Genomic DNA, 24,372 nt, shown 5'->3' on the forward strand with positions numbered 1-24,372 from the left:
CTCGCCTTGCCCGGCAACAACGGCGCGATCCGCTCCCACTGCGTCTGGTTCAACTCGTAACGCTTGGCCGACATCAACAAGGCTCCGTCAATCGAACGGAGCCCTATGAATCAGACATCTCGGCGCCTGAGAATCCTGAATGTCGATTGGCCCTAGCCCTTCAGGCCGGTTCCGGAGGCATTCACCCAGGCCACGACGTCGCCCAGCACCTTAGCCACGGCTTGGTCGTAGGCCGGCACGATGGCCCCGACGCGGTTGTCGGCGGCCTTGACGCGGGCCTCGAAGATCTGGTCGCCGACCAGGGCGCGGTCCTGACTGCGGGTCAGCACGCCGCGCACCCGCACGACGACTTCCGGCGCGGCCTTGGGACCGTTGACGTAATCGGCCTCGAAGGTCCGCACTTCCAGCCGCAGCATCATCTCGGCCTTGGCCACCTCGCCGCGGCCGATCAGTCGGGCGCGGCCGGGGTCGTTCTCGAAGGCGCGGGCGGTGGCTTCCTCGAACAGCACGAAGGCCGGCGAGACCCAGCGGGCGTCGGCGATATAGGCCACCTCGCCATTGGTGCTGGTCAAGATGCGGTCGCCGGCGGCGGCGCGGGTGAAGGACGAGGGCGTCTTCAGCACCCCGAACATCGCGCCCGGCGGACCCTTGGGCACGCTGACCTCGGCCTCGCCGAAGCGGTAGAGGCTGGCCGGCTTGGCCTTGGGGAAGAGGCTGATGCAGCCGGAGAGGCTGACGACGAGCGCGGCGGCGGCCAGGCCGCGTGCGGCGTTGCGGATCATCGGGTTCACGGCTTGACCTCCACTTCCTTGGCGGGCGCCTTGCTGACCAAGCCTCGCGGGTTCTGTTCGACGTCGGCGACCAGGCGGTCCAGGGACTCGGCGGCCGACTGCAGGGTGACGATGGCCGCCGACAGCTGCGGCAGGCCCGTGCTGGCGAAGTCCGTGGTCGGGCCTTCCAGCTTGCCGACCATGCCACGGGCGTCCTTGGCGGCGGCCTTCAGCTCACCGGCGGCGTCGCCCAGTTCCTTCAGGGTGCGCTTGGCGTCGCCCTCGACCAGGCCATTGGCGTTGTTGGTCAGGTTGGTGATCGACTGGGCGGTCGCATCGATGCTCTGCAGCGCCTTCTGGGCGTCGGCGATGATCTCCTTGCGCTCGCGCAGTTCGGCGGTAACCGCCTGGACGTCGCTGAGCGAGGCGCTGAAGGTCTTGATGTTCTGGTCGCTGAGGACGCGGTTGACGCGGTCCAGGGCCTCGATGGTGCGGGTCAGCACCGTGCCGCCGCCTTCCAGCAGGTCGGAGAGCGCGCTGCGCTGGCTGCGCAGGACCGGCACCTTGCCGTTCTTGACGGTGTCCTTCAGCAGCTCCTTGTTGGGCGAGCCGGCGGTGATCTGGACGTAGTTGACGCCGGTGATGCCCTGCGGCTCCAGCGTGGCGTAGCTGTCGACCTTGACCGGCACGTCCGAGGTCATGCGCACGCGGGCGATGACGCGGTTGGGGTCGGTCTTGTCCAGCTCGATGCGGCTGACCTCGCCGACCTTGATGCCGTTGAAGTGCACCTCGCCACCCTGCGACAGGCCCCGCACGGGACCGATGAACAGGATGTCGTAGAGGTCGTAGTCCTTGCTGAAGCTGACCTTGGCCAGCCAGACCACGAAGATCACCAGCCCCATGAACAGGGCCAGGGATATGGCCCCCACCAGGGCGTAGTTGGCGTTTCTTTCCATCAGAAGTCCGTCCTTGCCTCGGCCGGATCCTCGGCGGTCGCGGCGGCGCGACCCCGGGGGCCCAGGAAGTATTGCTTGATCCAGGGATGATCCGAACGCTCGAGTTCGCGAACGGGCGCCACCGCGACGACCTTCTTGTCGGCCAGGACGGCGACGCGGTCGGTGATGGCGTAAAGGCTGTCCAGGTCGTGGGTGATCATGAAGACGGTCAGGTCCAGGCTGTCGGACAGATCCTTGATCAGGGCGTCGAAGGCCTCGGCGCCGATCGGGTCCAGGCCCGCCGTCGGCTCGTCCAGGAACAGCAGCTCGGGGTCCATGGCCAGGGCGCGGGCGAGGCCGGCGCGCTTGCGCATGCCGCCCGACAGCTCGGCGGGCTTGAGCAGGGCTGCGCGGGCCGGCAGGCCGACCATGGCGATCTTCAGGTCGGCGATCTCCTCGATCTCGCGACGGGGCAGCTTGGTGTGCTCGTGCAGCGGCGCGGCGACGTTCTCGCGCACGGTCAGGTTCGAGAACAGCGCGCCCGCCTGGAACAGCACGCCCCAGCGGCGCTCGACCGACGACCAGCGGCGGCGCGAGGCCACACGCATGTCGCCGCCGAACAGGCGGACCTGGCCGCCGTCCGGTTCCTTGAGGCCGATGATGGTGTTCAGCAGCACCGACTTGCCGGTGCCCGAGCCGCCGACGACGCCCAGCACCTCGCCGCGCTCGACCTTCAGGTCCAGGCCATCGTGGATGAGGTTGTCGCCGAAGCACGAGACCAGGCCCCGCACGTCGATCGGATGCTTCTCGGCGTCGACTGTGTCGATGGCCGGCGGCAGCGCAGCGGGGCCGGTCATATGTCCAGCTCCATATAGACCAGGGCGAAGACGGCATCGATCAGGATGATGGCGAAGATGGCGTGCACCACCGCCGCCGTCACGCGCCGGCCCAGGGACTCGATGTCGTTGCCGACCTCCATGCCCTGGCGGCAGCCGATCGCGGCGATCACCGTGGCCATCACCGGCGCCTTGGACATGCCGATCCAGAAGTGGGTGGCCCCGACGAAGTCGATGACCCGCTGCAGGAAGAAGGTCGGCGACAGGTCCAGCACGACCCAGACCACCAGCATGCCGCCGGCCAGGCCCGCGATCGTCGCCACGAAGACCAGCAGCGGAATGGTGAAGAGCAGGGCGGCGAAGCGCGGCAGCACCAGCGCCTCGTAGGGATCCACGCCCATGACCTGCATGGCGTCGATCTCCTGGTTCATCTTCATCGAACCGATCTCGGCCGCGAAGCTGGAGGCCGAGCGGCCGGCCAGCAGGATGGCGGTGATCAGGATGTTGAACTCGCGCATGACCGAGATGCCGATCAGCTCGACGGAGTAAACCTGGGCCCCGAATTCGGTGAGCATGTTGGCGCCCAGCAGGGCCACCACCGCGCCGATGAAGAAGGTCGTGGTCGCCACGATCGGCAGGGCGTCCAGGCCCGCGCGCTCGCACAGGGACACGATCGGCGCCCAGCGGATGCGGCGCGGGTCGGCGACGCTGCGACCCAGGGCGACCAGTAGGTGGCCCAGGAAAATCATGGTCCCGTAGGCGTCGGCAAACAGGCCGAACACGCCCTTGCCGATCCGTTCCAGCAGGGCGTGGAAGCCGCCGGGGCGGACGGTGGGCTCGGGCTCGACCTGGATGGCGGCCCCGACCAGCTCCAGCAGGCGCAGCACTTCGCGGCGCGCCTGGACCTGCTCGGGCTTGAAGCTCTCGCCGGCCGAGCGAAGGATGGCGTAGGCGCCGGCCGTGTCGCAGCGATTGATGCCGGTCAGATCGAAATCCAGCGCGCGCGGAGCCGCCAGGGCGTCGGACAGCCGCAGCCCGGCGTCGAACAGACCCCGCGCGGTCCAGTCCCCCGACAGCACTGCCGTGGTCCGGCCGTCCTGTTCGGTCAAGGTGAAGTCCGCGGGAAGCGCCATGAAGTCCTTGGGGCTCGTTTCCTGGTTATATCCAAGCCCCGCCATGGACCTGACAAGTCCAAAACGCGCCAAGGCGCAGCTTGTTGCTGGTTAAGGCGATATCATGGCGCGACGCGGACGATGACCGGTTTCGGCCGCGTCCCCCCCATCCGTCCCCAGGGGGGTGCGGCCAGGGCGCGCACAACGCCGAACTTCAATGTTGGTTAACGGATTCCGGTCACTGACATGGTCAACCAATCCTTACTTTCGAGTCGGAGTTCCAAGGCATGAGCGCGCACAAGCTTGATCAGCGGATGGCCTTCATGCGCTTCGACGAACGGTCGAAGACGGCTTTGCGCGCGATCAAGCCGGTGATCGACGCCGAGATCGCGGGCGCCCTGGGCAAGTTCTACAATCAGGTTCGCGTCTTCCCCGAGACCCGCGGCAAGTTCCGCGACGACGCCCACATGGCGCGCGCCGAGAACGCCCAGGCCGCCCACTGGCGCCGGATCGCCCAGGCCGACTACAGCGAAACCTATGTCCGTGACGTCGAGCGCATCGGCCGCGCCCACGTCGACGCCGACCTGCAGCCGCAATGGTACATCGGCGGCTACGCCCTGGTGGCCGAAGAGCTGATCCGCGCCGTCATCGCCAAGCGCGCCAAGGGCCTGTTCAGCAACGCCGCCAAGTCGGACGGCGATCTGGCCGACAGCCTGGCCGCCCTGAACAAGGCCGTGTTCCTGGACATGGAACTGGCGATCTCCAGCTACCTCTCCCTGCTGCAGGAAGAGCGCGACGCCCTGGAAACCGAGCGTGAAGCCGCCGAGGCCCGCCAGGCCCAGGCCGTGAAGGCGGTGGGCGAGGCCCTGTCGCGCCTGGCCGCCGGCGACCTGACCGCCCGCGTCGAGGGCGACCTGGCTCCCGAATTCCAGAGCCTGAAGATCGACTTCGAACAAGCCGCCGGCGCCCTGGCGGAAGCCATGCGCTCGGTCGAGCACTCGGCCGGCGGTATCCGCTCGGGCGCGGACGAGATCGCCCGCAGCGCCGAGGATCTGTCGCAGCGCACCGAACAGCAGGCCGCCACGCTGGAGCAGACGGCCGCCGCCGTCGAGGAACTGACCGGCGCCGTCGGCAAGACCGCCAAGAGCGCCCGCGAGGTCTCCTCGCGCGTCGCCGAGGCGTCGACCGAAGCCGAGCGCTCGGGCCAGATCGTCACCCGCGCCGCCGAGGCCATGACCAAGATCGAGGCCCAGTCGCAGCAGGTGAACCAGATCCTGGGCATGATCGACGAGATCGCCTTCCAGACCAATCTGCTGGCCCTGAACGCCGGCGTCGAAGCTGCCCGTGCAGGTGACTCCGGCAAGGGTTTCGCCGTCGTGGCGCAGGAAGTGCGGGCCCTGGCCCAGCGCTCGTCGCAGGCCGCCAGCGAGATCAAGTCGCTGATCACCGAGAGCAGCCGTCAGGTCAGCGAAGGCGTCGACCTGGTCGGCCAGACGGGCGAGGCCCTGCGCGGCATCCACGAGAAGGTCGGCGGCATCGACGAGCTGGTCAACGCCATCGCCGCCTCGGCCAGCGAGCAGGCAACGGCCCTGGGCCAGGTCAATTCGGCCGTGAACCAGCTGGACCAGGTGACCCAGCGCAACGCCGCCATGGTCTCGCAGTCGACCGAAGCCACCCACGCCCTGCGCGTCGAGGCCGCCGACCTGTCGAACCGCGTCGGCGCCTTCCGCCTGGGCGGGCGTGCGCCGGTGACCTCGACCTTCCAGTCGACCTATCAGGAGCGTCCGGCCGAGAACCCGGTCCACGCCGCCCGCGCCCGCGTCGCCGCCTTCGCCCGTCCGGGTCGCTAAGAAGGCCTACTTCGGCGGCGGAGCCGTCGAGGCGCGGTGGATCAGTTCGAAGGGCAGGAGCACGTCGACCGGCCGTTCGGGCGGTTCGCTGCTCTTGGCCCGGCCGATCAGCAGCTTGGCCGCCGTCGAGGACATCTCGGCCACCGGCTGACGCACCGTGGTCAGCTGCGGCCGGCTGAAGCGCGAGCTGGGGCTGTCGTCGAAGCCCGCCACCGAGATATCGCCGGGGATCATCAGCCCGGCTTCCGCGATCGCGGCGATGCAGCCCAGGGCCATGTCGTCGTTGGAGGCGAAGATCGCTGTCGGGCGGTCGGGCAGGGCCAATAGGGCCTTGGCCTGTTCCAGACCCGACTGGAACGTGAAGTCGCCCTGGCGCACCCAGCCTTCGACCACCGGCAGGCCGCGCGCCTTCATGGCGGCCAGATAACCTTCGCGCCGCGCCTGGCTGGCGCCGTAGCGCGGCTCGCCGACGATGAAGCCGATACGCTTGTGGCCGAGGTCGGCCAGATGCTGGGTCATCTCGCGGGCGGCGGCGACATCGTCCATGTGCACGCGCGGGCCCAGGCCCTCGGCGCGTTCGGGACCGACGCGGACGTAAGGGGTGCCGGCCTTGTCCAGTGTCTCTAGAACGCCAGACTTGTCCGAGGAGGGCGGGGTCAGGATCACGCCATCGGGCTTCAAGGCGGCCAGGAAGGCGGCCACGTCCTGGCGGACGTTAGGGCCATCGTTGTCGATCAGCTCGATCAGCAGGTGATAGCCTTGTTCGCGGCAGACCAGCGTCGCGCCCAGCTGGATGCGCGACAGGTAGTCGGCGCCGCGCTCGCTCTGCCAGTGGTCGATGGTCAAGGCCGCGTCGACGAAGACGGCGATCACGAACGAACGTGACCCGGCCAGGCTGCGCGCCGACAGATTCGGGCTGTAGCCGAGCTCGCCGGCCGCCTCGAGCACACGATCGCGCATGGCGGGCCGAACGTTCGGCTCCTTGTTCATCACCCGCGAAACGGTCTTGATCGAGACGCCCGCCTTCGCGGCGACGTCGTAGATCGTCACCGAAGCCATCAGCTCGCCCCGACTACATTGAGATTCACGCCCATTGCCTCAGACTAGAGCGTCTCGGCGGCAGAAGGAAACTCCCTGCTTTACCGTACGCGACCCCTTGTGCGGCAAGGGACGGACGGTCAGTGTGCCCCGGACGCGGCGCAAGACCGCGCAGGGGAGGTGAGATGCGGCCTGACGACGAAGCGCGGCCAAAGACGCCGGTGCGCGCGAATTTCATCGCCGCCTACACCCTGGCGCAGATCGGGGCTTTCGTATCCTTCCAACCCCTGTTGCAGGTGCTGCTGCCTCTGAAGGCCGCCTCGATCGATCATGCGTCGAAGGCCCTCGTCCTCAGCCAGGTCGCCTTCTACGGGGCCATCGCCGCCAGCATCACCAACCTGCTGGCCGGGGCGATCAGCGACCGCACGACCTCGCGCTTTGGCCGTCGGCGGCCCTGGATGGTGGTCGGCGCGATCGGCGCGTCACTGGCCTATCTGGCGATCATGAACGCCAAGACGCCGCTGGCTCTGATCGGCGGCGTGATCCTGTTCCAGCTGACCTTCAACCTGTGTTTCTCGGCCCTGGTGGCGGTGATGCCCGATCGGGTGCCAGACACCCAGAAGGGCATGGTCGCGGCCTTCCTCAGCCTGGGAAATCCGATCGGCACGGCCGCCGGCGCGGTGATCATCGGCGGCCTGCTGGTCGTCGAGTGGCAGCGCTACGCGGCGATCTCGGCCGCGCTGCTGCTGGGCCTGGCGCCCTTCGTGTTGCGTCTGAAGGACCCGCCACTGGCCAAGGAGGACGTGCCGCCGTTTCGACTGCGGGAGTTCATCGCCGGCCTGTGGGTCAGCCCGCGCAAGCATCCCGACTTCGCCTTCGCCTGGGCGGGCCGGTTCATGGTGCTGGTCGCCCTGAGCCTGGTGCAGAGCTACATGCTCTACTTCTTGCAGGACGTGGTGGACTATCCGCGTCTCTTCCCGGGTCATCGTTCGGAAGAGGGCCTGGCGATCCTGGTGACGGTCTCGACGGTCTTCAACGTCATCTGCGCCATGGTGGGCGGGGTGTTGTCCGACCGGATGCAGCGCCGCAAGCTGTTCGCCTTCGGCGCGGCCCTGACCATCGCCGCGTCGATGGTCGTGTTCTCGCTGACCTCGGACTGGACCGTGCTGCTGGCCGCCTATGTCGTCTATGGCTGCGGAGCGGGCTGTTACTGCGCCGTCGACATCGCCCTGGTCACCCAGGTGCTGCCGTCGCAGCGCGACGCCGGCAAGGACTTGGGCGTGATCAATCTGGCCAACACTCTGCCTCAGGCCTTGGCCCCGGCCCTCGCCGTGTGGAGCCTGGGGCCGACCCATGTGAACTTTCAGCTGTTCTTCCTGATGGCGGCGGGTCTCGCCTTGGCTGGCGGTCTGGCGATCCTGCCGATACGAGGGGTGCGTTAGCCCCGAGGTCGCCTTGCCCCAGTTCCGCGTCGTCACCGATCCCGACGATCCCGCCGTCGCTCCGTTCCGGGCGATCAAGGAGCGCGACCTGGTCGGCCGCGAGGGCTTGTTCATCGCCGAGGGCGAGACGGTGCTGCGGGCCTTCGTTCGTGACGCGCCCGAGCGGGTGGTGTCGCTGCTGATCGATCCCAAGCGCCGGGACAAGCTGGCCGAGGTGTTCGCCGGTCTGCTGGACGAGACGCCCGTGCATTTCGCCGACCAGGCCGTTTTGGACGCCATCGCCGGCTTCCACCTGCATCGCGGCGTGCTGGCGGTAGGGAAGAAACCCGAGCCCGTTTCCGCCCGTGACTTGCTGGCCAGCCTACCCGAGCGCGCCGTCGTGCTGGTGCTGTGCGGCATCGCCAATCACGACAACATCGGCGGCATCTATCGCAACGCCGCCGCCTTCGGGGCAGACGCGGTGGTGCTGGACGCCGACTGCTGCGACCCGCTGTACCGCAAGGCCATCCGCGTCTCGGTCGGCGCGGTGTTGTCGGTCCCCACGGCGCAGTTAGGGCGAGGCGAGGACATTGCTGAGCTGCTCGCGACGACCGGCTTCGAAGGCCTGGCGCTCAGTCCTTCGGCGGCCGAGATCCTGGCCCACCTGAAGCCCGCGGCGCGCACCGCCGTGCTGCTGGGCGCCGAAGGCCCCGGGCTGACGCCCGAGGTGATGGCCCGGGCGCGGACGATCGGCATCCCGATGGCGAACGGCTTCGACTCCCTGAACGTCGCCACGACAAGCGGCATCGTCCTGCACCATCTTCGCTTCGCTCAGGGCTAGGAAACCGGTTTCCTAGCCTCTAGGGTCCCGCCGACAACAACCCGTCAGAAGGCTTTGATCCCATGCTGAACCGTCGCGGCGCCCTTGCGGCCTTCGTCACCGGTGTCCTGGGATCCCTGGCGGCGCGTAAGGCGGAGGCCGCTCCCGTGCCAGCAACTCCATTGGTCGACCCGACCGAAGTCATCACCCTGTGGCCGAACGGCGCGCCGGGCGGAGAGGCCGTCACGGTCGCTGAGGAGATCATCGAGCGCGGCGACCCCAAGGGCATTCGCGACCGGGCCATGGCCCACACCCGCAAGCCGACCCTGGTCGTTTTCCGGCCCAAGAAGGCCAATGGCGCGGCGGTCATGCTGATCCCGGGCGGCGGCTATCAGCGCGTGGTGCTGGACAAGGAAGGCTACGAGATGGGCCGGTGGCTGTCCGATCGTGGCTACACCTGCTTCGTGCTGTTCTACCGCATGCCCGCCGACGGCTGGGCGGCGGGCGGCGACGCGCCGCTGCAGGACGCCCAGCGCGGCATACGCCTGGTGCGCGCCAAGGCCGCCGAGATGGGCTTCTCGCCCGACCGCGTGGCGATCATGGGCTTCTCGGCCGGCGGTCACCTGGCGGCCAATCTGACGGTTCGCTACGACGCCCAAACCTACGCGCCGATCGACGCCTCCGACCAGCTGCCGACCAAGCCCAGCCTGTCGGCCCTGGTCTATCCGGTGATCAGCATGGACCCGGCCATCGCCCACGCCGGCTCGCGCACCAACCTGCTGACCAAAGACGCCTCGCCCGAGCGCGCCTTGCAGCTATCGCCTGAAAAGCAGGTGCGGGACGGGCTGTCTCCGGTGTTCCTGCTGCACGCCGTCGACGACAAGACCGTGCCGGTCGAGAACACCCTGGCCATGTTCACGGCGCTGAAGGCCAAGGCGATCCCGACCGAGATGCATGTCTTCGAGGAAGGCGGCCACGGCTTTGGCCTGCGCGGCACGCCCGGCAAGCCCGTGGCGGCTTGGCCCAGCCTCTTCGAGACCTTCGCCAAGCGCCACGGACTCTAGAGCCTTTACTTCTTCGCCGGAGCCGGAGCTCTGGGCGCGTTCGGCGCGAAGGCGTCGCCGAAATAGTCCTTGGCGTACCAGCGCGGAGCCTGGTCGCCGTCGGCCAGGTCGCGCGAGATCAGGTAGTTCAGCTTGGCGAACTTGGCGCCGGCGCTCCACAGGATGGTCTGCGACAGGTCGTCGGACGGCTGGTGGTAGTGCTTTTCCTCGTACTCGGCCCAGGCCTTCTCGCCGCCGTTCTGGCCGCCCGTGACCATCATCACCGCCGGAATGCCGACCTTGACCAGGGCGTAGTGGTCCGAGCGTACGAAGGTGGCCTGCTCGGGCGCGGGATCGGGTGACAGGGTCACGCCCATGGTCGCGCCGGCCCGCTTGATCGAGTCGCTCAGCGTCGAGTGATCGGCCCCGAATGCCACCACGTCGGTGAAGTCGTAGGTGATCATCGGCTCGTCCAGGTCGACGCCCGCGATGATCTTGCCGGCCGGCACGGTCGGGTGGTGAGCGAAGAACTCCGCGCCCAGCAGGCCCTTCTCCTCGGCGGTGTTCGCGATGATCAGGACCGAACGGCGCGGCGGGGCAGAGGTCGCGAAGGCGTGGGCCACCTCGATCAGGGTCGCGGTGCCGGCCGCGTTGTCGAGCGCGCCATTGTAGATGTTGTCGCCGGGCTTGTCTGGGCGGATGCCCAGGTGGTCGGCGTGGCCCATCAGGACCACGTACTCGTCCTTCAGCTTGGGATCGGAGCCTTCGATCAGGCCGATCACCTCGGGGCTGGCGTAGCGCCGCAGCTGGGTCGTGACCTTCAGCTCGACCTTGGCCTTCAGCGGGAAGCCCTTGGGGCGGACGCCCTTGTCGGCGTCGGCCAGGGCCTTGTCCAAGGTTCCCTTGGCGCCCTCGAACAGCTGGTAGGCCGGTTCGCGGTCGACGCTGGCGCGGGCCTTCAGGCCATAGGTGTCGTCGAACGGCTTGCCGTCCTTGTCGGCCCAGGTGGTGCGCGGCTCCTTGGCGTATTGCAGCACGGCCTTCCACGGGAAAGCCTTGTACGCGGCGGCGTCATAGATCTGGATCATGCCGACCGCGCCGTGCTCGGCGGCGAAGCGCGCCTGCAGGGTCGAGAGGTGGGCGGCGATCTCGCTGTTCATGCCCTTGGGCACGCCGCGCAGCACGACCACGACCTTGCCTTTGACGTCCAGGCCCTTGTAGTCGTCGATGCCCACGACCGCGTCGGTCATGCCGTAGCCGGCGAACACTGTGTCCGCCGAGACCTGGGCCGAGCCGCCGGCGGCCGGGCCGCGCAGCACCGCCAGGGTGGCGTTCTCGTAGGTCTTGGCGCCCTTGGCGGTGGTGATCGTCAGGGTCGGCGTCGCCCCGGCCAGCGAGGTGTCGACCAGGCCCACGCTCTGGTACCAGCCGCCGTTCTCGCCGGCTGGCTTGAGGCCCAGCAGGTCGAACTGGGTGGCGATGTACTTGGCGGCCAGTTCGTGGCCGCGCGTGCCGGCCTCGCGGCCTTCCAGCAGGTCGTCGGCCAGATAGGCGACGTGGGCGCGGAAGCGCTCGGCGCTGAACTCGGGTTCGGCGGCGTGGGCAGTCGCGCAGGCCAACAGGGCGGTGGTCGCCGCCGTGGCGAAGATCTTCGATGTCATGGATGTCCCCTAATTCCCGAGGGGACAGTGCTCCCGAGCGCGGTCGTCGCGCAAGCCGGTCAGCACGCGGTCTTTTCCCTGAGTTTCCAGGCGGCGATCTCGGCGTCGCGGAACTTGACCCATTCGCCGCGCAGCACCGCCGGGCGCTTGCCGTGGCGTTCGTCCAGGAACTGCGCGCCGACCACGCGGTCGGTGCGGAAGGTGCGGAACGCCTCACGCAGCTCGCACCAGGCGATGATCATCCGAACCGTCTCGCGATAGCCTACCGTGACCGGCCAGATCACCCGGGCGCTGATGGCCCCGGCCTCGTCGCTATAGTCGAGGCGGATCTTGCGGCCGGCGTGGATCCAGGCGCGGACCTGGGCGACGTCGATGCGGTCGGTCTGCGGCTTCCAGGCGGGGGAGGCCGCCGCCGCCGGCTCCAGCACATAGGGCCGCAGGCGATCGGGCACGGCGGCGGCGATCTTGCTGATCAGGTCGCTGGCGGCCTTGGCCAGGACAGGATCGCCGCGTCCGGCCACCCATTGCGCGCCCAGCACCGCCGCCTCGATCTCGTCGGGGGTCAGCATCAGGGGCGGCATGTCGAAGCCAGCCTCCAGCACATAGCCGACCCCGGCCTCGCCACGGATCGGCGCGCGTTGGCCCACCAGGGCGGCAATGTCGCGATAGACGCTGCGCTTGGAGGTCTCCAGCTCGGCGGCGATGGCGTCGGCGGTCACCGGCGCGCGGTTGCGGCGCAGGATCTGGATAATCTGGAAAAGGCGTTCGGCGCGTCTCATGAGTTCGAATATCGGCGATCACTACTGACAGCATGCTGGCAGTAGCCTGGCGGTAGCAAGTCGTTACCACGACATTCGAGATCGGAGAGGGACGATGATCACGCTGTTCGCCGCCGGAGCCGGGTTCGGGCTGCCCGAGATCAGCCCCTATGTGACCAAGACCGAGGTCCAGCTGATGATGGCCGGTCTCGTCTACAAGAAGACCAAGGGCAGCCGCGAGACCGCGCCCAAGGGTCAGCTGCCGTGGATCGAGGACGCCGCCCAGGCGATCGGCGACTCCACCTTCATCCGCGCCCATATCGAGCGGAAGTACGACATCGACCTGGACATGGGGTTGTCGGGCAAGGAGCGGGCCCAGGCCTGGGCGATCGAGCGGATGATCGAGAACCAGCTGGGCTGGGTGTCGAGCTACTTCCGCTTCCTGGACCCGGCCAACTTCGCCAAGGGGCCGGGCCGCTGGTTCGACCAGGCGTCCGAACATGTCCGGGACGACCTGCGCAAGGGCCTGCTGGAAGCAGTGGCGACCAATGTCCGCGCCGCCGGCGTCGGTCGCCATCTGCGGGAAGAGGTGGTCTGGCTGGGCAGCCTGTCGCTGCGTTCGCTGGACGAACTGCTGGAGGACAAGGCCTATCTGATGCGTGACAGCCATCCGGTCGGGGTCGACGCGACGGCCTTCGCCATGCTGGCGGCGATCATGACGCCCTTCTTCGAGTCGCCCCTGCGCCGCGAGGCCGAAAGCTATCCGCGCCTCGTCGACTATGTCAGCCGGATGATGGCGCAGTTCTATCCGGCCCATCCGTGGAACCTGCGCCAGGCGGCCTGATGTGAGACCGCTACCAAATTGGTCGTACAAATCTCACTAAATTGGTCAGGCCATTTTTCATTGCAGGGTTAGCCAATTTCGCTAAGGTGATCGGGCGCGACCGGATGGGGCCTTGGCTCCGTTCGGTCGTTTGCTCGTCGACCACAGGCGCTGCGTAACTTGCGCCGAACCTCCTCCCGGGGCGGACGACGATAGCGGCCGGAGTCCTACCCTCCGGCCGCTCGCCGACCCCTGGTAAGGCCACTTGCTCGCGGGCGCTTGTGAGGCGACCGAACCGGCGCTAGTCCTGTGTGACGCGCCGGTCTTGGCGCGCGTCTGCGGCCGCTTACGATGTCGACCCCTCCGTCCACGGATTCCACGCGGCTCTACCAGCAGGTCGCGGCCTCGATCAGCGCGTCCATCGCCGGGGGCGACTTCCAGCCCGGTCAGCGCCTGCCGTCCGAGCGCGACCTAGCCGACGAGTTCGGCGTCAGCCGTCCTACCGTTCGCCGCGCCGTCATCGCTCTGGAGATGCGCGGCCTGCTGGAGGCCCGCCAGGGCTCGGGCGTCTATGTCCGCCTGGACCAGCCGCCGCCGCCCGCCAAGGATTTGGACATCGGCGCTTTCGAGCAGGCCGAGGCGCGCCGCCTGTTCGAAGGCGAAGCCGCCGCTTTGGCCGCCACCCTGATCACCGACGAGGAACTGGCCTATCTGGAGACCCTGGTCGTCGAGATGAACAGCGACGCGGCGACCAAGGAGCAGTCCGAACTGGCCGACCGCCAGTTCCACATCTCCATCGCCTCGGCCACGCGCAACGTCGCCGTGGCGCGGATCGTCGAGAACACCTGGGACCTGCGCTACCGCTCGCGCCTGTGCATGCAGATGCTGGAAAAGGCCCGGCACGTGCGCAAGCGGCCGCTGAAGGACGAGCACCAGGAGATCGTCGAGGCCCTGCGCACCCGCGATCCCAAGGCCGCCCGCGCCGCCATGCAGGCGCACTTGGGCGGCTTGATCGAGAACCTGCTGCTGACCGCCGAGCTCGAGGCCATCGAGCGCACCCGCGAGAGCCTTGCGGCCAAGCGCGAAGAGATCGCCCTCCGGGCTGCGAGCGCGGCCAAATAAAAAGAGGGCCGGATCCCCGAAGGGACCCGGCCGCGCAGGAGGGGACCGAATGAAAAAAGGGGAGGGGCTCGCGCCCTAGAAGTTCACGTCCAGGCGCGCGCCGAAGTAGCGGAACGCGTCGCGGCCGGGGAACCAGGTGCGGCCCAACGCCGTCGGGATGGCGGGGTTGCTGTAGCCCGACGTGCCGTTGCCCAGGCCCTGGGCGTAGCGCTTGTCGAACAGGTTGTTGGCGAAGGCCGAGATCGTGTAGCGGCCCTCGCGATCGGTGATGCCGACCTTCAGGTCGACGATGCCGTAGGCCTTCTGGACCGTGCGCGGATCCTGGCTGAGCGAGAAGTTGACGTCGTCCTGCCAGCGATAGGTCGCGCCGACGAAGCCCTTGAACGGCATGCCGGGCAGCTCGATGTCGTACTGGCCGCCGATGTTGAACTTGAACTTCGGCGTGTTGTTCAGCCGCTTGCCATGCAGGTTCTGCACGCGGCCGTTGGTGGTGGCGGTGCGGTAGCACTCGCCCGGCTTGCCGACATAGCCGGCCGGCTGCAGCGGCAGGTCGCCCGTGGCCGGCTGGGCGTTGTTGCAGGGGCCGTTGGGGAAATCGATGACCGTCGCGTCGGTGTAGGCGAAGGCGCCGTTGATGCGGAAGTTGCTGGTCACCCGCGCCACGGCGTCCACCTCGACGCCCTGCGTGCGCAGCTGGCCCACGCTGTTGAGGAAGGTCAGGAAGGTGCCGTCCGGCAGGAACGACGTCACCGAGGTCTGGAAGCCCTTGTAGTTAGCCCGGAAGACGGTGGCGTTGAAGTAGACGCGGCGGTTCAGCAGGCTGCTCTTGAAGCCCAGTTCGTAGTTCTTGGCCGTCTCGGGCGGCACCGGCATCTGGGCGGCGATCCGCGCGTCGAAGGTGCTGACCAAGTCGTAGGCCTGACCCTTGTAGCCCGTCGAGAAGGTCGCGAACGTCATGATGTCGGGCGTGATCTTGTACTGCGCGCCGATCTTGCCGGTGAAGGCGTCGTCCTCGTCGGCCTTGCCGAACAGCTGGTGCGTGGTCGCCGCGCCGATGGCGGTGCTGGCGAAGATGGTCTTGTCGAACTTGTAGCTGATCTTCTGGCGATTGATGCGACCACCGCCGGTCAGGCTGAGCTTGTCGGTGATGTCCCAGGTGGCGTTGGCGTAGACCGAGTAGTTCTCGTTGGTGCTTTCGGCCAGATAGCGGGCCAGCTGCAGCACTGGGCCGCGGTTCAGGAAGCGGTCCAGCTCGTTCTTGGCGTACCAGAGGCCGGCCACGTAGCGCAGCCGCGTATCGCCCGGCGAGGTCAGGCGGAACTCGTGCGTCCAGCTGTCGGCGTGGAAGTAGCCGTCGATATGGGCGCCGCTGTTGACGCCCGACGGGCTGGCGACCGGGAAGCCCAGCAGGAACGGCACGTCGGTGCCGTCGATGTCCTGGAAGTCGACCATCTTCCAGCGATCGTGCGAGGTGATCGACGAGAAGGTGTGGCCCTTCAGGACCGAGCCGTCGCCGAAGTCGTAGTCGAGGCGGGCGGTGGTGCCGAAGACGTCCGAATTGCCGCCGCCGACGCGGTCGTCGGCGCGAACGAAGTGGTTGTTCTTGTCGATCGTGATGCCGCGCAGGGTCTGGCTGGCCGGGAAGGCCGCAATGCCCTGGTAGAACAGGCCCGGCGTCAGCTCGGTGATCGGGCTGGTGCAGCAGCTCGAGACATTGTGATTGTAGCGCGGCGCGAAGCTGAGGGTCAGGTTCTCGGTTGGCGTCCAGACCAGCTTGGCGGTGGCGGTGAAGCCCGAGCTGCCGTTGACGTTCTTGCCGGTGGTCAGGTTCTTGACGTTGCCGTCGTAGTCGCTCTTGGCGACCGTCAGGCGCATTAGCAGGTTTTCGCCGTGGACCGGGCCCGAGACGGTGAAGCCGATCCGCTTCTCGGCGTCGTCGGTGACCAGGACCATGCCCTTGCCGGAGAAGGTCTTGGTCGGGGCGGCGGTGACGATGTTCAGCACGCCGGCGATGGCGCTCTTGCCGAACAGGGTGCTCTGCGGACCACGCAGGACTTCCACGCGCTCGACGTCGATCAGGTCCTTGAAGGCGGCGGCCTGGAAGCCGACGGGCACGTCATCGATCACGACCGCGACGTCCGACTCGACGGCGATGCCGTTGGAGAAGGTGCCGATGCCGCGCATGTTGATGCTGAAATTGCCCGGCTGGCTGCCGTAGTTGATCACCAGGCCCGGCGACAGCTTCACCAGATCGCCCAGCTCGCGGACGTTGTTGCGTTCCAGCACGTCGGCGGTGACCGCGGTTACCGACACCGGCACGTCCTGCAGGCGCTCGGCCCGCTTGGTCGAGGTGACGATGATTTCTTCGAGCTGGGCGGTGTCGTTGTTGGCCTGCTGGGCGAAGGCCGCAGCAGGGGCGGCGACCACGGTGGCAGCCGTGGAGGCAAGCAGCAGCAATCGGATGCTGGTCATGGTCCTGGTGTTCCTGCGCCTGCCGCCAGCTCTTTGTCCGGCGGCTAATTGGTATGCCCAACTGATGGCGCCTGGTCAGGCCAGTTGTCAAGTGGACTCGTTTTTGCGCAGCGAATGGCCTGGACGATTGAAATCATTGCCTTATCGAGCAACAGAAAATGCTCAAGGGACTCAATGACAACGTTGGACAAAAAAACCTAACGCCCATGGGGCTTTACGGCGGTATGTCCAAATTGGTAAGGTCAGTTTAGCAACCACAAACGAAGACGGGGGATGGATGCGCTGCCGAACGACCGCCGATGGGGTCGGCGGGCGGCGCTGTCGATCGTCCCGATGCGAGGCCGTGTTCCGCCAATGAGCGTCCAGATGGACTACCGTGAAAGCACCGACCGGGCGGGCATGAGCCGCATGACGGTGCGCGAGCTGCGCGACACCTTCGTCATCGACAGTCTGTTTCGCGCGGGCGAGCTGGGTCTCTCCTATCTGGAAATCGAGCGGGCGGTGGTCGGCTCGGCCACGCCGACGACGGCGGCTCTGAGCCTGCCGACCCACAAGGAACTGGCCTCGCGGTTCTTCTGCGAGCGCCGTGAGGTGGGGGTGATCAATATCGGCGGTTCAGGGTCGATCACCCTGGACGGTCAGCGCTTCGAGATGACCCGCCACGACAGCCTGTACATCGGGCGCGGCGTCCAGGCCGTCAGCTTCGAGAGCGACGCCGCGGCCGACCCGGCCAAGTTCTACTTCGTCAGCTATCCGGCCCACGCCAGCTATCCCAGCAAGCGGGTGCGCCGCGACGAGGCCAAGACGATCCAGGCCGGGGAGGCGGGGACCGCCAACCGCCGGGTGATCCGCCAGGCCATCCGCCCCGGCATCGTCGAGACCTGCCAGCTGGTGATGGGGTTCACCGAGCTGGAGGACGGCAACGTGTGGAACACGATGCCGCCGCACACCCACCGCCGGCGCAGCGAGATCTACATGTATTTCGACGCCGCGCCGGGCCGGGTCATGCACCTGATGGGCGAGCCGGCCGAGCCGCGCGCGGTGTTCATGGACGAGGGCGAGGCGGTGTTCTCGCCGAGCTGGTCGATCCACAGCGGGGTCGGCACCGCCAGCTACAGCTTCGTCTGGAGCATGGGCGGCGAGAACCTGGAGTTTGACGACATGGACATGCTCGCGGTCCATGACCTCGGCCCAGGCGCATAAGAAAAAGTACGGGAAGAAACGCTCACATGACCTTCAAGACGCTCCTGAAGGCGGCCGCCGCGGTCGCCATCCTGGCTGGAACCGCCGCGCCTGCCATGGCCGCGCCCAAGCCCGCCCTCGTCAGCACGCCCGTCTCGGCCATCGACGCCGCCGGCCGCAAGGTCGCCGCCTGGCAACTGGCCCACATGGACAATTTCGACTACGTGCCGGTGACCTCGTTCCGCAAGGACACCGAGGCGCCGCGCGACTGGATCCAGGCGGCGTTCTACATCGGCCTCTACACCTTCGCCGACGAGACCCAGGACCCGTACCTGGCCAATGCCGTCCTCAAGCACGGCGAGGCCGAGCAGTGGGACTTCGACCACCGCCCGCGCCATGCCGACGCCGACGCCACCGGCGCGGTCTGGGTCTGGGCCGCCGGCCGCACCAAGGATCCTGCCAAGCTGACCCCGATCCGCGCCCGCTTCGACGCGGTGCTGGCCGATCCGTCCAAGGTCTCGCTGGACTTCACGCCCAAGCCGGCGAAAGGCGACCCCTACTGCCAGGCCCGCTGGTGCTGGAGCGACGCCATCTTCATGGCCCCGCCGGCCTGGGTCTCCCTGACCAAGGTCAGCGGCGACAAGCGCTACCTGGCCCATGCCGACAGCGAGTTCTGGGCGACCCACAACTATCTGTTCGACAAGACCGAGCACCTCTATTTCCGCGACAGCCGCTTCATCACGCGGCGCAGCGACGCCGGCCAGAAGATCTTCTGGGGCCGAGGCAACGGCTGGGCCTTCGCCGGCCTCGCGCGGATCCTGCAGGACCTGCCGGCCAACCACCCCAGCCGTCCCAAGTACGAGCTGGCCTTCAAGCAGATGGCCGCCAAGATCGCGACCCTGCAGGGCGCCGAGGGCTACTGGCCCGTCTCGCTGCTGGAGCCGCAGAAGACGCCAGAGACCAGCGGCACCGGCTTCTTCGTCTACGGCCTGGCCTGGGGCGTGAACCACGGCCTGTTGTCGCGCGCCAAATATGGCCCGGTCATCGACAAGGGCTGGAAGGCGCTGGACGCGGCGATCGAACCGGACGGCCGCCTGGGCTGGGTGCAGCGCGTGGGCGTGGCGCCCGACCAGGTCGGTCGCGACGACACCCAGCTGTACGGCGTCGGCGCCTTCCTGCTGGCGGCCAGCGAAGTCCGCAAACTAGGCTCGGCTTCCCAAGGTCCGGCCAAGCAGTAGAATAGCCCTGTAGAATCCACAGCGAGGATCGATGCGCGGCGCGCCGGACCCCCAGAAGCTCTATCAGCAGGTGGCCCGGTCCATCGCGGCGTCGATCGCCGAGGGGCGCTACGCCCCTGGCGACCGCCTGCCGTCCGAGCGGGGGCTGGCCGACTCGTTCGGCGTCAGTCGCCCGACCATCCGCGACGCCATGATCGCCCTGGAGTTCCAGGGCCTAGTCGAGGCCCGCCAGGGCTCCGGCGTCTATGTCACCGCGCGGGCCAAGCCCGAGGACGATGCGACCGAGGCCGAGGTCAGCGCCCTGGAGCTGACCGAAGCCCGCCGTCTGTTCGAGGGCGAGGCTTGCGCCCTGGCCGCCGCCGCCGTCAGCGACGAGCAGATCATGGCCCTGGAGCGCATCGCCCGCGACCTCTCCAGCCTGGCCGGCGCCGAGGACGGTGAGCGGCTGGAGCACGACTTCCACCTGGCCGTCGCCCACGCCACCCGCAACGCCGCCATCGTCGCGGCGGTCGAGGAGATCTGGACATTGCGCCGCCAGTTCCCCGACTGCGGCAATCATCTGCGCCGGGTGCGTCTGGCCGATCCGGAGGTCTTCGCCGAGGACCACCGCCGCGTCGTCGCCGCGCTGCGCGACCGCGATCCCAAGGAAGCGCGCCGGGTGATCCACGAGCACCTGAACCGCACGGTCGAGGCCCTGCTGTCGATGGCCGAGCGCGACGCCCTGGAGCGCACCCGCCAAGAGATGGCCGAGCGCCGCGACGAACTCTTGCGCCGGACCGCCATCTGAAGTTGTCTGGGGCGCGATAATTCGCCGCACAAATCAAGGCCTTGCGGCCGTGGGGCGACGCGTGCTGACCTCCCTCCCAGGAATCAGGGGGTAATGATGTCGGATAAGTTGGCGCCTGCGAGCGTGGAAACGGTGCTGAAGGCGATCTCGTCGGAGATGTCGCTGGCCGCCGTCGCCTGCGGGCATCTGGACGTGGCGCTGGGCAAGATCCTGGAAGTCGTGCCAGACGAGCACCGCCTGTCGGTGATGCAGGAGCTGCACACGGTCGACCTGCTGGCCCAGCACATCACGGCCCTGACGGACTTCACCGGCAACCTGTCGCAGCAGCACGGCCAAGGCGTCCTGGAGGTCAACGACTCCCTGAACGCCATCACGCTGGGCGACGTCGCCCAGCGTCTGCGCTCGTCGATCGCTCCCGAGTAACTAGCTGGTCCGCCAGTCCGCGCCCGTCGCGGCGAAGAGGCGGATAGCGTCCACAAGCCGCTGACCCTCGGCCCGCGCGCGGGCCGAGCGAGCGCTGTTGAGCGTGCGCTGGGCGTCGATCACTTCTAGCATCGTGCCGCCGCCCTTGTCGAAGGCGACCTTGGCCAGGCGCAGGCGTTCGGTTGCCTGCTGCTCGGTGCGGCCGTGGGCGGCCAGGGCCGTTTCATCGGCTGACAGGGCCGAGAGCGCGTCCGCCACCTGGCCGAAGGCCATCAACACGGTCTGCTGATAGCGGGCCGAGGCCGCACGGGCGGCTTCGCGCGCCTGCTGCCGGCGGGCCTTCAACGCGCCACCGTCGAACAACGGAGCGGTGAGACCCGCGCCGATGTCCCAGCCGCTGGCGTCGTATGAGAAGAGATCGCCCGGCTTCAACGCGCCCTGGGTCAGGGACGCGCTGAGCTTCAGGTTCGGATAGAGATCGGCCGTCGCCACGCCGATATCGGCGGTGGCCGCGTGCAGCTCGGCCTCGGCGGCCAGGATGTCCGGGCGCTTGCGCACCAGCTGCGAGGGCAGGGCGACCGGGACCGGCACGCTCAGGACCATGGTCTGCAGGTCGAAGGCCGGCGCGGCCCAGTCGGCCGGGGCCTTGCCGACCAGCACGGCCAGGGCGTGGCGAGCGGCGGCCAGTTCGCCTTGCAAGGCGGGCAGCTGGGCGCGGTCCTCTTCCAGCTGGCTGGCGGCCGAGACCTTGGCCAGGCTGGTCGAGCCGCCCAGGGCGTTGGCCTTGTGGATCAGATCGATATTGGCTTGGTCGTCGGTGATCATCTGCTCAACGCTGGCGATCTGGCTGCGCAGCGTGGCGATGGTCGCGGCTTGCAGGGCGACATTGGCGGTGAGGCTGAGATAGGCCGCCTCGGCCCGACGACCCTGGGCCTCGGTGCGCGCGGTGGCGCTCTCGATGCGTCGCTTGTTCCCGCCCCAGAGATCAAGGTCGTAGCTGACCGCTCCGCCGACCGAGTAGAGGCTGAAGGTCGGGTTGGTCAGCTTGATGTCACCGAAGCCTGTGAAGCCGAAGGCCTGCAGGTTGGCGCGCTGGCGGGCGATGCCGGCATTGCCGGTGACCTGCGGCCCCGTGACGCCGCGCGCCTCCGAGAGCGCTGATGAGGCCTGGGCCAGGGTGGCGTCGGCCTCGGCCAGGGTGGGGCTGTCCTTCAGCGCCTGGCGGATGACGGCGTCCAGCTCGGGCGAGTTCAGGGCCGTCCACCACGGGCCGGCATTCGCCGCGTCGGCGTCGAGACGCGCGGCGGCCGGAGCGGTCTCGCCCGCGCCCAGAGCCGAGGCGGTCTTGGGCGCCTCGGGAGCCTGGAAGTTCGGGCCGACCGTCGTGCAGGCGGTCAGGCTGGACGCGGCCAGCAGCGTGGCGATGAGCTTAGTGGTCGGAGACATTGGCGGCCTTCGCCCCGGGCTTGGGGGTACGCATGAGAAGGATGAGCGGCGCGCAGGCGATGGTGATCACCAGCATCAGCCGGAAGTCGTCGAGATAGGACAGCATTGCCGCCTGCCGGCCGATCAGGCCGTTGAACGCGGCGATGGCGGCCTGGCTGGAGAACAGGTGCGGCATGTAGGCCTGGTACAGCGGGTTGTCGGGCCGGGCGTGCTCGACCAGCACCGCGTGGTGCTTCTCGATGCCGCTGACGAACAGGGCCTGCATGATCGAGATGCCCGCCGCCGAGCCGATGTTGCGGATCAGGGTGAACAGGCCCGCGCCCTCGGCCCGGTGCTGCGGCATGACCTTGGCGAAGGCGATGGTGCTGAGGGGCACGAAGATCAGGCCGGTGCCGACACCCGACAGGAAGCCCGAGGTCACCAGCAGGGTGGTGTCCATTTGCAGATTGTAGTGGCTCATCTGCCAGAGCGAGAGCGCGCTGATGGCCAGGCCGATGCTGAGCAGCAGCTTGATGTTCATCCGCCCCATCAGCTGGCCCACCGCGAACATGGCGATGAACGAGCCCAGGCCCCGGGGCATGGAGACCAGGCCCGTGAAGGCGACCGGATAGCCCAGCAGGGTCTGCATCAGCGGCGGCAGCAGGGCCAGGGTGCTGTACAGCAGGATGCCGATGAAGAAGCCGAACAGGCAGCAGGTGATGAAGTTGCCGTCGGCCAGCAGCTCGCGGGCCACGAACGGCTTCTCGGCGGTGGCCAGCTGCACGCCAAACACCCAGACGGCGATGACGGCGATGATCAGCTCGATCCAGATCTCGCGCGAGCCGAACCAGTCCTGACTGGGGCCGCGGTCCAGCATCAGCTGGAAGGCGCCGATGGCGATGGCCAGGGCAAGAAAGCCCAGGGTGTCGAACTTGCGTTTCTCGCTGCTCTTCTTCTCGGACAGGAAGAAAAACACGCCGCAGAAGGCCAGAATGCCGATCGGCAGATTGATGAAGAACACCCACCGCCAATCGAGATTGTCGGTCAGCCAGCCGCCCAGGCCAGGGCCCAGCAGCGGACCCAGCACCGCCCCGGCGCCCCAGACGGCCATGGCCTGGCCATGGCGTTCGGGCGGATTGATGTCCAGCAGCACGGCTTGCGACAGCGGGATCAGCGCCGCGCCGAACAGGCCTTGCAGCAGGCGGAAGAGGACGATCTCGACCAGGTTCTGGGCCGCGCCGCAAAGCATGGACGCGATGGTGAAGCCGATGATCGAGACGATGAGCACCATCTTGCGGCCCATCCGCTCGGTCAGGAAGCCGGTCAGCGGCGTCATGATGGTCGAGGCCACGATGTAGGAGGTCAGCACCCAGGTGATCTGGTCCGCCGACGCCGAGACGCTGCCCTGGATGTGGGGCAGGGCGACATTGGCGATGGTGGTGTCCAGCGAGATCATGATCGTCGCCAGCATCACCGAGATGGTGATGGGCGTGCGATTGGCGACGTCCCGGGCCTGGCCCTCCTGGAGCGCCTTGGGGGTCATCCGTGGCGGCCCGACCGCACGTCCACCTTGGCCTTGGCGCTGAGGCCGGCGGACAGATTGGCCGGCGGGGCCTGGTCGAGCGTCAGGCGGACGGGCAGGCGCTGGACGACCTTGACCCAGTTGCCGGTGGCGTTCTCGGCCGGCAGCAGGGCGAAGCTGGCGCCGGTGCCGGGGCTGAAGCTGGCGACATGGGCCTTCAGCGGCTTGTCATAGGCGTCGACCTTGATGGTCGCGGCCTGGCCGACGCGCATGTGGGCCAGCTGGTCTTCCTTGAAGTTGGCCTCGATCCAGGGTTGGCCCGAGATCAGCCAGAACACCGGCTGCGAGGCCGTGACGCGGGCCCCGACCTGCAACTGCTCGACCTTGGCCACCACGCCATCGGCGGGCGCGACCACGGCGGAATAGGAGCTATCGAGCTTGGCGCGCTCCAGCTTGGCGGCGGCTTCCAGCACGGCCGGCTGGCGTTCGGTGGCGGCATTGGCGTCGCCGCCCAGATCGGCCAGGGCGGTGACGACCTGCTGCTTGACCACCGCGATCTGGCGCTGAGCCTGGTCGGCGGCGTGGCGGGCTTCGTCAGCCTGCGCCTTGGTGGCGACACCGGCGGCGGCCAGGTCGCGCTGGCGAGCGGCCTCGCGCTGCGCATAAGCGGCGGTTTCCTGGATGGCGGCCAGGTCGGCCAGGCGCTGGGCGTAGACCGCGCGCTTGCCCTGGACGTCGAAGCGGGCCTGGGCGAGGGCGGCCTCGGCTTCCGCCACCGCGACCTGATAGTCGGCCGGATCCAGGCGGAACAGCACCTGGCCCTTCTTGACGGGCTGGTTCTCGTGGACGGCGATCTCGACGACGCGGCCGTCGATGCTGGTGCTGATCGCCGTGCGGCTGGTCTGGACGTAGGCGTTGTCGGTGGTCTCGGACTTGCCGCCGCTCAGCATCACGACGCCGGCCCCGATCAGGATGATCGCGGGCACGCCGATCATCAGCGGCCAGCGCAGCCGCTGGCCCAGGGTCTTGGTCCGCCGCCGGTTGGCCGCGTTGACCTCGGCGTCCGCGATAGCTTCGTAACCTTCAGCGTCGCTCACGCGCTGCTCCACATACAGATAGGTTTTGGGGAATCCT

At 68.1% G+C, this 24,372-nt stretch carries 21 protein-coding genes; 10 read left to right on the top strand and 11 right to left on the bottom strand.

Going from position 1 to position 24,372, the window contains the following annotated elements; translation table 11 throughout:
* Window positions 1-152: 152 nt before the first annotated feature.
* The 4 genes from AC1RR5_RS03960 to AC1RR5_RS03975 are packed head-to-tail and all read right to left on the bottom strand — an operon-like array spanning window position 153 to window position 3,674.
* Window positions 153-791, bottom strand: coding sequence for an ABC-type transport auxiliary lipoprotein family protein (locus AC1RR5_RS03960; protein WP_492919804.1), 639 nt, complete (start codon window positions 789-791; stop codon window positions 153-155).
* Entirely contained in the window at window positions 788-1,726 is a 939-nt protein-coding gene (locus tag AC1RR5_RS03965) for an MlaD family protein (RefSeq protein WP_492919805.1), read from the bottom strand. Before AC1RR5_RS03965 ends, AC1RR5_RS03960 begins: the two co-directional genes overlap by 4 nt.
* A complete protein-coding gene (locus tag AC1RR5_RS03970) occupies window positions 1,726-2,562 on the bottom strand; it encodes an ABC transporter ATP-binding protein (protein ID WP_492919806.1) in 837 nt (278 codons plus the stop codon). The genes AC1RR5_RS03965 and AC1RR5_RS03970 overlap by 1 nt, the downstream gene beginning before the upstream one ends.
* On the bottom strand, window positions 2,559-3,674 hold the full coding sequence (locus AC1RR5_RS03975; protein WP_492919807.1) for an ABC transporter permease: 1,116 nt from the start codon (window positions 3,672-3,674) through the stop codon (window positions 2,559-2,561). Before AC1RR5_RS03975 ends, AC1RR5_RS03970 begins: the two co-directional genes overlap by 4 nt.
* A 266-nt stretch (window positions 3,675-3,940) precedes the next feature.
* On the opposite strand from AC1RR5_RS03975, the gene AC1RR5_RS03980 reads away from it, so the two are divergent.
* Complete coding sequence (locus tag AC1RR5_RS03980) at window positions 3,941-5,503, top strand: methyl-accepting chemotaxis protein (protein WP_492919808.1); 1,563 nt, start codon at window positions 3,941-3,943, stop codon at window positions 5,501-5,503.
* A gap of 6 nt (window positions 5,504-5,509) precedes the next feature.
* Here AC1RR5_RS03980 and AC1RR5_RS03985 read toward each other — a convergent pair whose 3' ends face one another.
* Window positions 5,510-6,562, bottom strand: coding sequence for a LacI family DNA-binding transcriptional regulator (locus tag AC1RR5_RS03985; RefSeq protein WP_492919809.1), 1,053 nt, complete (start codon window positions 6,560-6,562; stop codon window positions 5,510-5,512).
* A gap of 164 nt (window positions 6,563-6,726) precedes the next feature.
* Between AC1RR5_RS03985 and AC1RR5_RS03990 the strand changes: the two genes are divergently transcribed.
* The 3 genes from AC1RR5_RS03990 (at window position 6,727) to AC1RR5_RS04000 (ending at window position 9,846) form a co-directional block, all read left to right on the top strand.
* Complete coding sequence (locus tag AC1RR5_RS03990) at window positions 6,727-7,983, top strand: MFS transporter (RefSeq protein ID WP_492919810.1); 1,257 nt, start codon at window positions 6,727-6,729, stop codon at window positions 7,981-7,983.
* A gap of 13 nt (window positions 7,984-7,996) precedes the next feature.
* The gene (locus AC1RR5_RS03995; RefSeq protein WP_492919811.1) at window positions 7,997-8,803 is read left to right on the top strand and encodes a TrmH family RNA methyltransferase; all 807 of its coding nucleotides are present in this window, start codon (window positions 7,997-7,999) and stop codon (window positions 8,801-8,803) included.
* 62 nt (window positions 8,804-8,865) lie between these two features.
* Window positions 8,866-9,846, top strand: a complete 981-nt coding sequence (locus AC1RR5_RS04000; protein ID WP_492919812.1) for an alpha/beta hydrolase — start codon at window positions 8,866-8,868, stop codon at window positions 9,844-9,846.
* Between the two features lie 5 nt (window positions 9,847-9,851).
* On the opposite strand, the gene AC1RR5_RS04005 is transcribed toward AC1RR5_RS04000, so the two are convergent.
* Together AC1RR5_RS04005 and AC1RR5_RS04010 are read right to left on the bottom strand one after the other, a co-directional pair.
* Complete coding sequence (locus AC1RR5_RS04005; RefSeq protein WP_492919813.1) at window positions 9,852-11,486, bottom strand: M28 family metallopeptidase; 1,635 nt, start codon at window positions 11,484-11,486, stop codon at window positions 9,852-9,854.
* A gap of 59 nt (window positions 11,487-11,545) precedes the next feature.
* Window positions 11,546-12,265, bottom strand: coding sequence for a helix-turn-helix transcriptional regulator (locus AC1RR5_RS04010; RefSeq protein WP_492919814.1), 720 nt, complete (start codon window positions 12,263-12,265; stop codon window positions 11,546-11,548).
* Window positions 12,266-12,359: 94 nt separating this feature from the next.
* Between AC1RR5_RS04010 and AC1RR5_RS04015 the strand changes: the two genes are divergently transcribed.
* Both AC1RR5_RS04015 and AC1RR5_RS04020 read left to right on the top strand, forming a co-directional pair.
* Window positions 12,360-13,088, top strand: coding sequence for a glutathione S-transferase family protein (locus AC1RR5_RS04015; protein ID WP_492919815.1), 729 nt, complete (start codon window positions 12,360-12,362; stop codon window positions 13,086-13,088).
* Window positions 13,089-13,418: 330 nt separating this feature from the next.
* Window positions 13,419-14,189, top strand: coding sequence for a FadR/GntR family transcriptional regulator (locus AC1RR5_RS04020; RefSeq protein ID WP_492919816.1), 771 nt, complete (start codon window positions 13,419-13,421; stop codon window positions 14,187-14,189).
* A 75-nt stretch (window positions 14,190-14,264) separates the two neighbouring features.
* Here the strand turns inward: AC1RR5_RS04020 and AC1RR5_RS04025 are convergent, their stop codons facing one another.
* Window positions 14,265-16,661 carry a TonB-dependent receptor gene (locus tag AC1RR5_RS04025; protein ID WP_492919817.1) on the bottom strand — a complete coding sequence of 799 codons (2,397 nt, stop codon included), beginning with the start codon at window positions 16,659-16,661 and terminating at the stop codon, window positions 14,265-14,267.
* A 366-nt stretch (window positions 16,662-17,027) separates the two neighbouring features.
* On the opposite strand from AC1RR5_RS04025, the gene kduI reads away from it, so the two are divergent.
* The 4 genes from kduI (at window position 17,028) to AC1RR5_RS04045 (ending at window position 20,291) form a co-directional block, all read left to right on the top strand.
* On the top strand, window positions 17,028-17,864 hold the full coding sequence (gene kduI / locus AC1RR5_RS04030; RefSeq protein ID WP_492919818.1) for a 5-dehydro-4-deoxy-D-glucuronate isomerase: 837 nt from the start codon (window positions 17,028-17,030) through the stop codon (window positions 17,862-17,864).
* Window positions 17,865-17,890: 26 nt separating this feature from the next.
* Complete coding sequence (locus AC1RR5_RS04035; RefSeq protein WP_492919819.1) at window positions 17,891-19,081, top strand: glycoside hydrolase family 88/105 protein; 1,191 nt, start codon at window positions 17,891-17,893, stop codon at window positions 19,079-19,081.
* Between the two features lie 31 nt (window positions 19,082-19,112).
* On the top strand, window positions 19,113-19,868 hold the full coding sequence (locus tag AC1RR5_RS04040; RefSeq protein ID WP_492919820.1) for a FadR/GntR family transcriptional regulator: 756 nt from the start codon (window positions 19,113-19,115) through the stop codon (window positions 19,866-19,868).
* A 96-nt stretch (window positions 19,869-19,964) separates the two neighbouring features.
* Window positions 19,965-20,291, top strand: coding sequence for a DUF8776 family protein (locus tag AC1RR5_RS04045; protein ID WP_492812515.1), 327 nt, complete (start codon window positions 19,965-19,967; stop codon window positions 20,289-20,291).
* Here the strand turns inward: AC1RR5_RS04045 and AC1RR5_RS04050 are convergent, their stop codons facing one another.
* Genes AC1RR5_RS04050 through AC1RR5_RS04060 form a run of 3 tightly spaced genes read right to left on the bottom strand, consistent with a single transcriptional unit; the run spans window position 20,292 to window position 24,335 of the window.
* Entirely contained in the window at window positions 20,292-21,737 is a 1,446-nt protein-coding gene (locus tag AC1RR5_RS04050; protein ID WP_492919821.1) for an efflux transporter outer membrane subunit, read from the bottom strand.
* Window positions 21,721-23,259: a DHA2 family efflux MFS transporter permease subunit gene (locus AC1RR5_RS04055; RefSeq protein WP_492919822.1), complete on the bottom strand. Its 1,539-nt coding sequence runs from the start codon at window positions 23,257-23,259 to the stop codon at window positions 21,721-21,723. The genes AC1RR5_RS04050 and AC1RR5_RS04055 overlap by 17 nt, the downstream gene beginning before the upstream one ends.
* Window positions 23,256-24,335 (bottom strand): HlyD family secretion protein, encoded by a 1,080-nt coding sequence (locus AC1RR5_RS04060; protein ID WP_492919823.1) that lies wholly within the window; start codon window positions 24,333-24,335, stop codon window positions 23,256-23,258. Before AC1RR5_RS04060 ends, AC1RR5_RS04055 begins: the two co-directional genes overlap by 4 nt.
* Window positions 24,336-24,372 lie beyond the last annotated feature (37 nt).

This window comes from Caulobacter sp. GW821-FHT11E11, from assembly GCF_058808315.1.

Bases quoted from the DNA above. Each gene is read 5' to 3' on its own strand.
- AC1RR5_RS04010 (WP_492919814.1), bottom strand. From the start codon at position 12,265: ATGAGACGCGCCGAACGCCTTTTCCAGATTATCCAGATCCTGCGCCGC.
- kduI (WP_492919818.1), top strand. From the start codon at position 17,028: ATGGACTACCGTGAAAGCACCGACCGGGCGGGCATGAGCCGCATGACG.
- AC1RR5_RS04000 (WP_492919812.1), top strand. From the start codon at position 8,866: ATGCTGAACCGTCGCGGCGCCCTTGCGGCCTTCGTCACCGGTGTCCTG.
- AC1RR5_RS04020 (WP_492919816.1), top strand. From the start codon at position 13,419: ATGTCGACCCCTCCGTCCACGGATTCCACGCGGCTCTACCAGCAGGTC.
- AC1RR5_RS04045 (WP_492812515.1), top strand. From the start codon at position 19,965: ATGTCGGATAAGTTGGCGCCTGCGAGCGTGGAAACGGTGCTGAAGGCG.
- AC1RR5_RS03985 (WP_492919809.1), bottom strand. From the start codon at position 6,562: ATGGCTTCGGTGACGATCTACGACGTCGCCGCGAAGGCGGGCGTCTCG.
- AC1RR5_RS03965 (WP_492919805.1), bottom strand. From the start codon at position 1,726: ATGGAAAGAAACGCCAACTACGCCCTGGTGGGGGCCATATCCCTGGCC.
- AC1RR5_RS03970 (WP_492919806.1), bottom strand. From the start codon at position 2,562: ATGACCGGCCCCGCTGCGCTGCCGCCGGCCATCGACACAGTCGACGCC.
- AC1RR5_RS03975 (WP_492919807.1), bottom strand. From the start codon at position 3,674: ATGGCGCTTCCCGCGGACTTCACCTTGACCGAACAGGACGGCCGGACC.
- AC1RR5_RS04035 (WP_492919819.1), top strand. From the start codon at position 17,891: ATGACCTTCAAGACGCTCCTGAAGGCGGCCGCCGCGGTCGCCATCCTG.
- AC1RR5_RS04040 (WP_492919820.1), top strand. From the start codon at position 19,113: ATGCGCGGCGCGCCGGACCCCCAGAAGCTCTATCAGCAGGTGGCCCGG.
- AC1RR5_RS04005 (WP_492919813.1), bottom strand. From the start codon at position 11,486: ATGACATCGAAGATCTTCGCCACGGCGGCGACCACCGCCCTGTTGGCC.
- AC1RR5_RS04050 (WP_492919821.1), bottom strand. From the start codon at position 21,737: ATGTCTCCGACCACTAAGCTCATCGCCACGCTGCTGGCCGCGTCCAGC.
- AC1RR5_RS04055 (WP_492919822.1), bottom strand. From the start codon at position 23,259: ATGACCCCCAAGGCGCTCCAGGAGGGCCAGGCCCGGGACGTCGCCAAT.
- AC1RR5_RS03990 (WP_492919810.1), top strand. From the start codon at position 6,727: ATGCGGCCTGACGACGAAGCGCGGCCAAAGACGCCGGTGCGCGCGAAT.
- AC1RR5_RS04015 (WP_492919815.1), top strand. From the start codon at position 12,360: ATGATCACGCTGTTCGCCGCCGGAGCCGGGTTCGGGCTGCCCGAGATC.
- AC1RR5_RS04025 (WP_492919817.1), bottom strand. From the start codon at position 16,661: ATGACCAGCATCCGATTGCTGCTGCTTGCCTCCACGGCTGCCACCGTG.
- AC1RR5_RS03980 (WP_492919808.1), top strand. From the start codon at position 3,941: ATGAGCGCGCACAAGCTTGATCAGCGGATGGCCTTCATGCGCTTCGAC.